This window comes from Streptomyces palmae (assembly GCF_004684805.1).
In the GTDB taxonomy this organism is placed as follows: Bacteria; Actinomycetota; Actinomycetes; order Streptomycetales; family Streptomycetaceae; genus Streptomyces; species Streptomyces palmae.
This window is the reverse complement of sequence record NZ_SRID01000040.1, coordinates 18,205-29,077: the sequence shown is the minus strand read 5'-3', so window position 1 is coordinate 29,077 and position 10,873 is coordinate 18,205. Positions and strand designations below refer to the sequence as shown.

Annotated in this window: 10 protein-coding genes; 1 reads left to right on the top strand and 9 read right to left on the bottom strand. The window is 70.9% G+C overall.

Annotation, left to right across the window (positions count from 1 at the left end; genetic code table 11):
* Positions 1-38 precede the first annotated feature (38 nt).
* Genes E4099_RS07120 through E4099_RS07110 form a run of 3 tightly spaced genes read right to left on the bottom strand, consistent with a single transcriptional unit; the run spans position 39 to position 3,212 of the window.
* Entirely contained in the window at positions 39-764 is a 726-nt protein-coding gene (locus E4099_RS07120; protein WP_135338087.1) for a UbiX family flavin prenyltransferase, read from the bottom strand.
* A 23-nt stretch (positions 765-787) separates the two neighbouring features.
* The gene (gene mqnP, locus E4099_RS07115; protein ID WP_135338086.1) at positions 788-1,705 is read right to left on the bottom strand and encodes a menaquinone biosynthesis prenyltransferase MqnP; all 918 of its coding nucleotides are present in this window, start codon (positions 1,703-1,705) and stop codon (positions 788-790) included.
* 55 nt (positions 1,706-1,760) lie between these two features.
* Positions 1,761-3,212 (bottom strand): menaquinone biosynthesis decarboxylase, encoded by a 1,452-nt coding sequence (locus E4099_RS07110; RefSeq protein WP_135338085.1) that lies wholly within the window; start codon positions 3,210-3,212, stop codon positions 1,761-1,763.
* 187 nt (positions 3,213-3,399) lie between these two features.
* Here E4099_RS07110 and E4099_RS07105 point away from each other — a divergent pair, with 187 nt between their 5' ends.
* Entirely contained in the window at positions 3,400-3,837 is a 438-nt protein-coding gene (locus tag E4099_RS07105; protein WP_135338084.1) for a PLD nuclease N-terminal domain-containing protein, read from the top strand.
* Between the two features lie 142 nt (positions 3,838-3,979).
* Here the strand turns inward: E4099_RS07105 and ccsB are convergent, their stop codons facing one another.
* The 6 genes from ccsB to E4099_RS07075 form a co-directional block, all read right to left on the bottom strand.
* The gene (gene ccsB / locus E4099_RS07100; RefSeq protein ID WP_135338083.1) at positions 3,980-5,068 is read right to left on the bottom strand and encodes a c-type cytochrome biogenesis protein CcsB; all 1,089 of its coding nucleotides are present in this window, start codon (positions 5,066-5,068) and stop codon (positions 3,980-3,982) included.
* The gene (gene resB / locus E4099_RS07095) at positions 5,065-6,831 is read right to left on the bottom strand and encodes a cytochrome c biogenesis protein ResB (protein ID WP_135338082.1); all 1,767 of its coding nucleotides are present in this window, start codon (positions 6,829-6,831) and stop codon (positions 5,065-5,067) included. The genes ccsB and resB overlap by 4 nt, the downstream gene beginning before the upstream one ends.
* Positions 6,832-6,834: 3 nt before the next feature.
* A complete protein-coding gene (locus E4099_RS07090; protein WP_135338081.1) occupies positions 6,835-7,596 on the bottom strand; it encodes a cytochrome c biogenesis CcdA family protein in 762 nt (253 codons plus the stop codon).
* 4 nt (positions 7,597-7,600) lie between these two features.
* Positions 7,601-8,218 carry a TlpA family protein disulfide reductase gene (locus E4099_RS07085; RefSeq protein ID WP_135338080.1) on the bottom strand — a complete coding sequence of 206 codons (618 nt, stop codon included), beginning with the start codon at positions 8,216-8,218 and terminating at the stop codon, positions 7,601-7,603.
* A gap of 55 nt (positions 8,219-8,273) precedes the next feature.
* Positions 8,274-9,479: a polysaccharide deacetylase family protein gene (locus tag E4099_RS07080; RefSeq protein ID WP_135338091.1), complete on the bottom strand. Its 1,206-nt coding sequence runs from the start codon at positions 9,477-9,479 to the stop codon at positions 8,274-8,276.
* Positions 9,480-10,160: 681 nt separating this feature from the next.
* A complete protein-coding gene (locus E4099_RS07075; RefSeq protein ID WP_245244649.1) occupies positions 10,161-10,865 on the bottom strand; it encodes a histidine phosphatase family protein in 705 nt (234 codons plus the stop codon).
* Positions 10,866-10,873: the final 8 nt, after the last annotated feature.

The following is a 10,873-nucleotide window of genomic DNA, read 5'->3' as shown; positions in this document are numbered from 1 at the left end:
CCTCGGCGGAAGCCCCCTCGGCACTCCGCCCCGGGGAACTACCCCTCCCTCCGTGAGCCGTCGAGGCCGCCGAAGCCGCCGCGCAGCTCTCCCTCCCACTGGCGGTACAGCTGGTGCGGCACCCCTGCCGCGTCCAGCACCCGCCCCGCGACGAAGTCCACCAGATCCTGGATGTGCGTCGCACCCGCGTAGAACGCCGGCGAGGCGGGCAGCACCACGGCGCCCGCCTCGTCCAGCGTCACCAGCGCCTTGAGCGTCTGACCGTTCAGCGGGGTCTCCCGCACCACCACCACCAGCGGCCGCCGCTCCTTGAGCGTCACGCTCGCCGCCCGCTGAAGCAAGTCCTTCGACAGACCCAGCGCCACCCCGGCCACACTCGCCGTGCTCGCCGGGACGATCAGCATTCCCTTGGCGGGGTACGAGCCGGATGACGGCCCGGCCGCCAGGTCCCCGGCCGCCCAGTACCGCACCCGCGCCAGGTCCACCTCGAAGGTGTCCGGAGCGCCGTCCGCGCCGCGCGCCAGCCAGGTCCGCAGATCGTCCTGCCAGTGCGCGTCCCGCAGGGTCAGACCGGTCTCGTCCAGCAGCGTCAGCCGCGCCGCCCGGCTCACCACCAGGTCCACGTCCTCGCCCGCGTGCAGCAGCCCCCGGATCACCGAGGCGGCGTACGGGGTCCCCGACGCGCCCGACACCCCGACCACCCACGGACGGCGGGCCTTCGACCCGCCGCCGCGGCCTGCACTGTGCTGTTCACGCGGCTCCACCCGTCGAGCCTATCCGGCGGCGCTCACACGCTCAGTCCCCGCACCAGCAGGTCCAGCAGAGCACAGCAGAACAGCGCGATCCCCACGAAACCGTTCACCGTGAAGAACGCCCGGTTCAGCCGGGACAGATCGCCCGGCCGCACGATGGAGTGCTCGTAGACGAAGGCCGCGGCCACGATCAGCAGCCCCGCCCAGAAGAACGCCCCGGCGCCGATCAGCAGCCCGTACCAGACCAGCAGCCCGGTGGTCAGCAGATGGCAGACCCGCGCCCCGTACAGCGCCCCCGCCACCCCGAAGCGGGCCGGCGTCGAGCGCACCCCGTGCTCCCGGTCGGAGGTCACGTCCTGGCAGGCGTAGATCAGGTCGAAGCCGCCGATCCACACGCCCACCGCCAGGCCCAGGACCACGGCCTCCCAGGACCACTCGCCGGTGACCGCGATCCAGGCCCCCACCGGGGCCATCGCCTGGGCCAGGCCCAGGATCGCGTGCGGGTAGTCGGTGAACCGCTTGCCGTACGGATAGACCACCATCGGCACCACCGCCACCGGCGCCAGCGCCAGGCACAGCGGGCCCAGCAGCGCCGCGGACCCCAGGAACACCACCAGCGCCACCAGCGCCCCGGTCCACGCCGAGCGCACCGAGACCGCGCCGGTGACCAGCTCACGGGAGGCGGTCCGCGGGTTCCGGGCGTCGATCTCCCGGTCGATGATCCGGTTGCAGGCCATCGCGAAGGTGCGCAGCCCCACCATCGCCACGGTCACCAGCAGCAGCCGCGCCCAGTGCACGGTGCCGTCCCAGCGCTCCATCGCGGTCAGCGAGGCCATGTAGGCGAAGGGCAGCGCGAAGACCGAGTGCTCGATCATCACCAGCCGCAGGAAGGCGCGCACCCGGCCGGTGGGCCGGGCCGGGCCGGATCCCAGTACTCCCTCGGCCGCGCTCACCGGGCCGCCCCGTCCACCGCGCCGACCCGCGGCCGCGCCGCCGGGAATGCCTCGCTCACAGCCCGTACTCCTTCCAACGCCGGGTCACCCGTGCCGCGGTGTCCGGATCCGACTCCACCATCTCCGGCCAGCCGCCGTCCCGGGTGTACCCCTCCTCGGGCAGCTTGCGGGTGGCGTCGATACCCGCCTTGCCACCCCAGAACTGCTGGTACGAGGCGTGGTCGAGGTGGTCCACCGGCCCCTCCACCACGGTCAGGTCGCGGGCGTAGTCGGTGTTGCCCAGCGCCCGCCAGGAGACCTCGTGCAGATCGTGGACGTCGCAGTCGGCGTCCACCACAACGATCAGCTTGGTCAACGACATCATGTGCGCGCCCCAGATGGCGTGCATCACCTTCTGGGCGTGCTTGGGGTACTTCTTGTCGATCGAGACGATCGCGCAGTTGTGGAAGCCGCCCGACTCCGGCAGGTGGTAGTCCACGATGTCCGGAATGATGATCTTCAGCAGCGGGAGGAAGAAGCGCTCGGTGGCCCGTCCCAGCGGCCCGTCCTCGGTCGGCGGGCGGCCCACCACGATGGACTGGAGCAGCGGACGGCGGCGCATGGTGACGCAGTCGATGGTCAGCGCCGGGAAGTCCTCCTGCGGTGTGTAGAAGCCGGTGTGGTCCCCGAACGGGCCCTCCGGCAGCATCTTCCCCGGCTCCAGCCAGCCCTCCAGCACCACCTCGGCGTTGGCCGGGACCTGGAGCGGCACCGTCTTGCAGTCCACCATCTCCACCCGCTTGCCCTGGAGGAAGCCGGCGAACAGGTACTCGTCGATGTCCCCGGGCAGCGGGGCGGTGGAGGCGTAGGTGACCGCGGGCGGCGCGCCGAAGGCGATCGCCACCGGCAGCCGCTCGCCGCGCCGGGCGGCCACCTGGTAGTGGTTGCGGCTGTCCTTGTGGATCTGCCAGTGCATGCCGATGGTGCGCCGGTCGTGGCGCTGGAGGCGGTACAGGCCCAGGTTGCGCACCCCGGTCTCCGGGTGCTTGGTGTGGGTCAGGCCCAGGTTGAAGAAGGACCCGCCGTCCTTTGGCCAGGTGAACAGCGCCGGCAGCGCCTCCAGGTCCACCTCGTCGCCGGTGAGGACCACCTCCTGCACGGGGGCGTCCTTCACCTTCCGGGGCGGTACGTGGGAGACCCCGGCGAGCTTGCCGAAGGCCTCCCGCATCCCGCCGAAGCCCTGCGGCAGTTCGGGCTTGATCAGCCCGCCGATCTTCTCGCTGATCTCCTCGTAGGACTTCAGGCCCAGCGCCTTGAGCAGCCGCCGGTCGGTGCCGAAGACGTTCATCGCCAGCGGCATCGACGAGCCCCTGACGTTCTCGAAGAGCAGCGCCGGCCCGCCCGCCTTGTTCACCCGGTCGACGATCTCGCCGATCTCCAGGTGTGGATCGACCTCGACCTTGATGCGCTTGAGGTCGCCTTCCCGGTCAAGCGCCCGCAGAAACGAACGAAGATCGTCATAAGCCATGCGGTCCAGTATCCGCCATGGGGAGTGCCGGGCCGCGGCCGGGCGGCGTGGAAGCGGCGCGCCGGGGCACGGGCGGCGGGGTCGGACGCTGGTGGTATCGGGGACTCCGGTTCGGCGGTCTACCCTGGTGCCGTAACCGGGGGCCGCGGTTCGGGGGCCCTTACACCACACGCAGGGGGACGGCCTCATGCTCCGGGTGCTGCTGATCCTGGTGCCGCTGGCACTCAGCATCTACGCGTTCATCGACTGCATCACCACCGATGAGAAGGACGTCCGCTACCTCCCCAAGCCCATCTGGGCCATCCTGGTGCTGCTCTTCCCGGTGGTGGGCTCCGTCTCCTGGCTGATCGTCGGACGCCGGCGCGAGGCCGTCGGCGGCGGGACGGGCGGCCGGCGCGGCGGCTGGGTCGCCCCGGACGACAACCCCGAGTTCCTGAACTCCCTGGGCAAGCGGAACGACCCCGCCCCGGAGCCCGCCGGGCCGGCCGACGCCGCCGGGGCCGCCGCGTCCGCCGACGATGAGGACGCCGAGCGGCTGAAGAACTGGGAGGCGGACCTGCGCCGCCGCGAGGAGGAGCTGCGGCGCAAGGAGGACGGGCAGGGCGAGACCCCGACGGCCGGCTGACCGGGCCGTACCCCTCCGTCGCACTCCCCCGCCCCGGAAGCCGACACACTCCGCCGCATCCGGAAGCCGCCGCACACGCACACGGCCGGTTCCCGCTGACCTCGGGTCAGGGGGAACCGGCCGTGTCGCGTTCGGCGCGGGGTCAGACTCCGGCGTAGGAGTGCTTGCCGTTCACGAAGATGTTGATGCCGTAGTAGTTGAAGACGTAGCAGCCGAAGGCGACCAGCGCGAGGTAGGCGGCCTTGCGGCCCTTCCAGCCCGCGGTGGCGCGTGCGTGCAGGTAGCAGGCGTAGGCCACCCAGGTGATGAAGGACCAGACCTCCTTGGGGTCCCAGCCCCAGTAGCGGCCCCAGGCGGCCTCGGCCCAGATCGCGCCCGCGATGATGGTGAAGGTCCACAGCGGGAAGACGGTGGCGTTGATCCGGTACGCGAACTTGTCCAGCGAGGCGGCCGAAGGGGTGCGCGCCAGGATCGAGCTCACGAAGGCGTTGTACTGCTTGCCCTCGGGGTTCTCCAGCCGGGTCTCGTAGCTGTCCCGGAACAGGTAGAGCAGGGTGGACACGGCACCCAGGTACAGGGCCGCGCCGGACACGATCGCGCAGCTGACGTGGATCCACAGCCAGTAGGAGTGCAGGGCCGGGACGAGCTGGGCGCTCTCGGTGTAGAGCACCGAGACGGCCAGGCCCAGGTCCAGCAGGATGGTGGTGACCAGCGGCAGGCCGATCCAGCGCACGTTCTTCTTCAGCGTCAGCAGCACCAGGTACGTGCCCACCGCGACCGCCCCGAAGGTGGTCGAGAACTCGTACATGTTGCCCCAGGGCGCCCGCTCCACCGACAGGGCCCGGGAGAGCACCCCGCCTGCGTGCAGCAGGAAGGCCAGGACGGTCAGGCCGACCGCGATCCGGCCGTAGACGTCGCCCTGCTCGGAGCCGCCGGCGGCGCCGGGGCCGTCCGGCACGTCACGGCTGCCCACCGTGGAGCGGGTGATCACCTTGGGGCGTTCCAGCACCGCGGTGCCGCCGCCCTTGGTGGCCACGGTGACAGTCACCTTCTGGGGCTCGGCGGTCGGCGCGGTGATCGCCGCGGCGGTACGGCCCACCGCGCTGCGGCTGCCGAACACCCACTCGGCGATGTGGGCGAGGAAGGCGAGGGTGTAGACCGCCATCGCCGAGTAGATCAGCACATTGCTGGTGTGGGCCAGATTCTCGTTGGCTGCGACAGCGAGGTTCACGGACGCGCTCCTTCGGCAGCTTCTGCGGGGTCGGTTTCCGGTTCCGTCTCGGGTTCCGGCGCGGGGGGCGCGTCGGCCTGGAGGCTGACGGCCAGATCAGCGAGCTCCTCGGGGAGCTTGGCGGACTCACTGCGGCCGAGACCGGCCATCTCCACCAGGGTGGTGCCGTCCGGCTGCGCCTGCGCCCGCACCCACACCCGGCGGCGCTGGATGAACAGCGAGGCGGCCACACCCAGCAGGGCCGCGATCGCACCGAACAGGGCGCCCGAGATACCGGGCTTGTGCACGATCTGGAAGCTGGCCCACTCCTTGACGCCCTCGAACTTCAGCGTGCCGCCGCCGTCGGGCAGGGTCAGCGTCTGACCGGGCACCAGCAGCTTCTTGAAGGGCGACTTCCCGTCCTTCGCCTTGTACTGCTTCATCTTGCTGGCGTCGAGCTGGTACACGTTCTGCGGAATGCCGCTGTCGATGCCCAGGTCGCCGTGGTAGGCGGTGAGGAAGAGCATGGGGTTGTTCAGCTCGGGGGACTGCGAGAACATCGCGCGGCCCGGCACCACGGTGGGCGAGAAGATACCGCTGTAGGCGGTCTGGTCCTTCTTGCCGTTCTTGTCCAGGTAGTCGCCGAGCTTGAGGACCACGTTCTCGGTGAGGTTGCCGTCCAGCGGCAGCGAGGCCACCGGCCCCTTGTAGGCCACCTCGCCCTTGCCGTCCCGCACGGTGACCACCGGGGCGTAGCCGTGCTGGAGCAGGAAGACCTTGTAGCCGGAGACCTCCAGCGGCTCGTTCACCTTGATCACGGCCTTGCGGGCCGGACCGTCCACACCGTCGTGGTAGGTGACATCGGCGCGGAAGGTGCGCGGGGTGCCCTTGTTCGGCCCACTGCGCTCATAGGTGGCGGTGAACTCGTCCAGGGTGAAGTCGAACGGCGCCATGTCCTCGGGGCCGAACATCGGGCCGGACTGGACGGTGTCGTACTGGGCGAGGTTGTTGGCGAACCCGCCGCCCTCCACGATCAGCTTGGAGCCGTCGGACTTCCACAGCTGGCCGACCGCGAAGGACACCAGCAGCACGATCAGCGAGACATGGAAGACCAGGTTGCCGGCCTCGCGCAGATAGCCCTTCTCCGCGGCCACCGCGCCGCCGGTGGCGTGGGTGCGGAAGCGGCGCCGCTTGAGCACCCGCCCGGCGGCGGTCAGCACCTCGTCCGGGGCTGCCTCGGTGCGCCAGCTGGTGTAGGCGGGCAGCCGGGTCAGCCGGCGCGGGGCGCCCGGCGGACGGCCGCGCAGCTGGCCGATGAACTGCCAGGTGCGCGGGACGATGCAGCCGATCAGCGAGATGAACAGCAGCAGGTAGATCGCGGAGAACCACACCGAGCTGTAGACCTGGAACAGCTGGAGCTTCTCGTAGATCGGGGTGAGCGTGGTGTGCCGCGCCTTGAAGTCATCGGTCTTCAGCTGATCGATGCTCTCCTGCGGGATCAGCGAGCCGGGGATCGCGGCGAGGGAGAGCAGGAACAGCAGCAGCAGCGCCACCCGCATCGAGGTGAGCTGCCGCCAGAACCAGCGCGCCCAGCCGATGACCTCGCGGCCCAGCCACTGGGCGGCCCCCAGCGCGCCGGGCCGGCGCACCCCGCCGAACGAACCGGGGACGGCCTGCCCGGCCTCCTCGGCCGGCGCGGTGGACAGTTGCGACCCGGCCTCGCCGAGCTCGCCCTCGTCCGCCGTGGGGCCTGCGCCCGTGGCGTCGGTGTCGGTGGTGGCCATGGATCAGATCCCCACGTTGAAGGTGTTGGTCCACTGCTGCATGTCGGCGATCATGCGGTCCCAGGCCCCGGTGAGCAGCAGCACACCGAGCACCACCAGCATGCCGCCGCCGATCCGCATCACCCACGCGTAGTGGCGCTTGACCCAGCCGAACGCGCCGAGCGCCCGCCGGTAGGCGAGGGCGACGGCGATGAACGGCAGGCCCAGTCCCAGACAGTAGGCGACGGCCAGCAGCGAGCCGCGCCAGGCACTCGCCTGGTTGAAGGCCAGCGTGTTGACGGCGGTGAGGGTGGGGCCCAGGCAGGGGGTCCAGCCGACGCCGAAGAGCGCGCCGAGTATCGGCGCGCCCACCAGGCCCATGGTCGGTTTGATGTGGAAGCGGAACTCCCGCTGCCCGAACCTGCTGAGCAGGCCCATGAAGAGCAGGCCCACCACGATGGTGACGACGCCGAGCACCTTGGAGACGGTCTGCCGGTACTCCAGCAGGTCCTGGCCGGCGTAGCCGAAGAGCGCGCCCTGGGAGACGAAGACCGCGCTGAACCCGACGACGAAGAGCGAGGCCCCGGCGAGCATCCGGCCGCGCTTGGCCTCGGCCAGGTCGCTGCCGGCCACCCCGGTGACGTACGACATGTAGCCGGGCACCAGGGGCAGCACGCAGGGCGAGAAGAAGGAGACCAGGCCACCGAAGATGGCGACCGGGACGGCGAGCAGCAGCGCCCCGCTGAACACCGTGTCGTTGATGGTCTCGCTGGCCAGAGTGATCACGGCGTCACTTCTTCTCCGCGATCAGCGGCTCGACCATGTCCCGCAGCGCCTCTTCGCTCAGCGGCCGCAGCGCGCGGGCGGCGATCTTGCCGTCCCGGTCGAGGACGATCGTGGTGGGGATGGCCTGGGGGTTGAGGCTGCCCTTGGGGAAGCGCAGGGTGAGCCGGCCGATCGGGTCGTACAGGCTCGGGTAGGGGACGCCGCGGTCCTTCTCGAACTTCCTGGCGTTGGCCGGGTCGGCGTCGCGGGTGTTGATCCCCACGAACTGCACGCCCTTGTCCTTGGTGTCCTTGGCGACCTTGACGAAGTTGTCGGCCTCGGCGATGCAGGGCGCGCACCACGAGCCCCAGAAGTTAAGGACGACGATCTTGCCCTTGAAGCTGCTCACATCGAGCTTGGCACCGTCGACGGTCTCGCCGGACAGCTCCGGCGCGGGGATCCGGTCGCCCTTGCGGACGGTGTCCACGCCGCCCTTGCCCTGGACGAACTTGGTGTCGGACGAACCGCCGGAGGCGCCCGCACCACAGGCGGTCAGGGTCAGCGCGGCAACCGCGGCCCCGGTGGCCAGCACGGTTGCGCGACGGCGGGTCGCGAGGCGCCGAGGGGCGCGGCAGGCACTCATGTGAAAAGTTTCGCATGTGCGGTTTAGGGATCTTCCGCACCCCCCTGCGCGCGATTCAGCCGCGTCCTCTCAACGCCTCACCCACCCCAAGAGTTCCCAGCTCAGCGAGGACTTGGGGATCTTGGGCGTCCAGCCAGTCGGTCAACTGCCGAAAGGAGACCAGCCGGACATCCCGGTGCTTCTCGTCCGCGATGTACCGGAGCGCCTCCTCGACGGCGTCCATGTAGATGCCGCCGTTCCACTGCTCGAAGTGGTTGCCGATGAAGAAGGGCGCGCGGTTGGTCTCGTACGCCCGCCGGAATCCGCCGATATAGGCGTCGGCGGCCTGCTTGCGCCAGCGGGGGTGGTTGGCGGGCGGGGCGTTGGTGGAGTTGCGGGACTGGTTGGCCAGGATGTTGTAGTCCATCGAGAGCACCTCGAAGGAGTGACCCGGGAACGGTATCTGCTGGAGCGGGAAGTCCCATATGCCGTTCTTCTTGGTGGGCCAGACCTGGCGGCCGCCGGGCGAGCTCGCGTCGTAGCGCCAGCCCAGCTCGCGGGCGACGGGCAGCAGGTTCTCCTGGCCGAGCAGGCAGGGGGTGCGCCCGCCCACCAGTTCCTTGCGGTAGTCGAAGGGCAGCGGGTCCAGGTCGGTGAAGCCGGTGTTGGTGCGCCACTGGGTGACGAAGGACACCGCCTGGTCGATCTCGGACCGCCACTGGGCCGGGGTCCAGTGCGCGACCGATCCGGTACCGCCGCAGAAGTGGCCGTTGAAGTGGGTGCCGATCTCATGGCCCTCCAGCCAGGCGGCACGCACGTTCTGCAGGGTCATCCGGATGTGCTCGTCGGTGAGGTAGCCGATGTCGGAGGCGCCGACCGGGTTGTTCGGCGGCCGGTAGAGCCGCTTCTTGGACTCCGGCAGCACATAGAGGCCGGAGAGGAAGAAGGTCATCGAGGCGTTGTGCTCGCGCGCCAGCTTGCGGAAGCGCGGGAAGAGCCCGTTGCCGACCTCGCCCGCCCCGTCCCAGGAGAAGACCACGAACTGCGGGGGCTTCTGGCCGGGGGCCAGCTTCTCCGGAGCGGGCGGCTGGTGCGGTTGCCGCCCGGAGTGGGCGGTCGAGCCGTCGCCGATCGGACGGGCCTGCTGGGTGGGGGTGCCCTCCTCGCCTCTCGGCAGCCGGGGCAGCCCCTTCGAGGTCGAGGAGGAGCAGGCGGCGACGGACAGTGCCGCCGCCGCTCCCGCGCCAAGCCCCAGCAGCCCTCGTCGGCCCATAACCCGCATATCCGCCCCGTCCACCCGTATCGCCTGAAGTCCCATAAACAGACGCAAGAGAAGAGGGTGAAGTGACAGCTGGGGTTCCGGTGCAACCAGAACTCTTCCGATGATCGGATTAATCAGCCACGCGGTGGCCGAAATGCGAGGGGTGACGACTGCGGGATGGCCGCGGAGCGCGACCACGAGGAGAGGGTGGTCCGGAGACGGGCGGCCCGGCTCCCCGGAGACGTTCCTGCGGGCGAGCCGCCGCGGCGGTGACCTCCGGTGGTTATGCGGCACGAGCGGCCGGAGAGGTCCCGCGGGGCCTCTCCGCCACGGCGGGCGGGGCCCCGGGGCGAGCCACCTCCGGGGCGGTGACGACCCGGCGGGGGTCACCCCGAGCCGGGTCGGCCGCAGGCCGGGCTGCCTCGGGCAGGGGCCCGGCGGCAGTCGCGCGGCATCGCCCCCGGAGCGGCTTCCACGGGCGCGCCGCCTCGGGGCGACGCCCCCGCCGGGGGCCGCCCTGAGCCGGATCACCCGGGGGGCGACCATCTCGGGGCAGTGCCCCAAGCCGGGTCGACTCGGGGCGGTGCCCCTAGCCGGGTCGACTCGGGGCGGTCGCCCTCAGACGGCTCGCCCGGGGGGGCGGTCGTCCCGAGCCTGATCGCCTGGGGACGGTCACCCCGAGGTGGCCCGGGCCGGAGGCCGTCAGGCGCCGAAGCCCTTGGAGGCTCCCTTGATGGCACCCTTGCCCCACCGCGGCTGGGCTCCGGCCAGCAGGTGCCGGGGCACCAGGTCGCGGGCCGGCTCGCTGTAGCCGACCGAGACGATCCGGTCGCCCCGGTAGGTGAAGCTGGTCAGGCTGGCCAGGGTGCACTGCCGCTTGCGCGGGTCGTGCCACAGCCGGCGCCGCTCCACATAGCTGCGCACGATCCAGATCGGCAGCTGGTGGCTGACGCACACCGCCTCGTGCCCACGGGCGGCGTCGCGCGCCGCGCCGAGGGCCGCCATCATCCGCACCACCTGGTCGATGTAGGGCTCACCCCAGGACGGGCGGAAGGGATTGGTGAGGTACTTCCAGTTCGCCGGCCGCTTCAGCGCGCCGTCGCCGACCCCGAAGGTCTTGCCCTGGAAGATGTTGCCCGCCTCTATCAGGCGCTCGTCGGAGGCCACCTCCAGGCCGTGCGCGGCCGCTATCGGCCGGCCGGTCTCCTGGGCCCGCTCCAGCGGGGAGGCCACCACGTGCTTGATGTCCCGCCCGGCCAGGTGCTCGGCCACCTGGTCGGCCATCTTCCGGCCCAGCTCGGAGAGGTGGTAGCCGGGCAGCCGCCCGTAGAGCACGCCCTCGGGGTTGTCCACCTCACCGTGCCGCATCAGATGGACGACGGTGATCTCGCTGTCGGTCTTGGTCATGTCACCCA

Excerpts from the sequence above, each read along its gene's own strand:
- E4099_RS07110 (WP_135338085.1), bottom strand. The coding sequence starts at position 3,212 with ATGGCTTATGACGATCTTCGTTCGTTTCTGCGGGCGCTTGACCGGGAA.
- E4099_RS07105 (WP_135338084.1), top strand. The coding sequence starts at position 3,400 with ATGCTCCGGGTGCTGCTGATCCTGGTGCCGCTGGCACTCAGCATCTAC.
- resB (WP_135338082.1), bottom strand. The coding sequence starts at position 6,831 with ATGGCCACCACCGACACCGACGCCACGGGCGCAGGCCCCACGGCGGAC.
- E4099_RS07085 (WP_135338080.1), bottom strand. The coding sequence starts at position 8,218 with ATGAGTGCCTGCCGCGCCCCTCGGCGCCTCGCGACCCGCCGTCGCGCA.
- E4099_RS07080 (WP_135338091.1), bottom strand. The coding sequence starts at position 9,479 with ATGCGGGTTATGGGCCGACGAGGGCTGCTGGGGCTTGGCGCGGGAGCG.
- E4099_RS07075 (WP_245244649.1), bottom strand. The coding sequence starts at position 10,865 with ATGACCAAGACCGACAGCGAGATCACCGTCGTCCATCTGATGCGGCAC.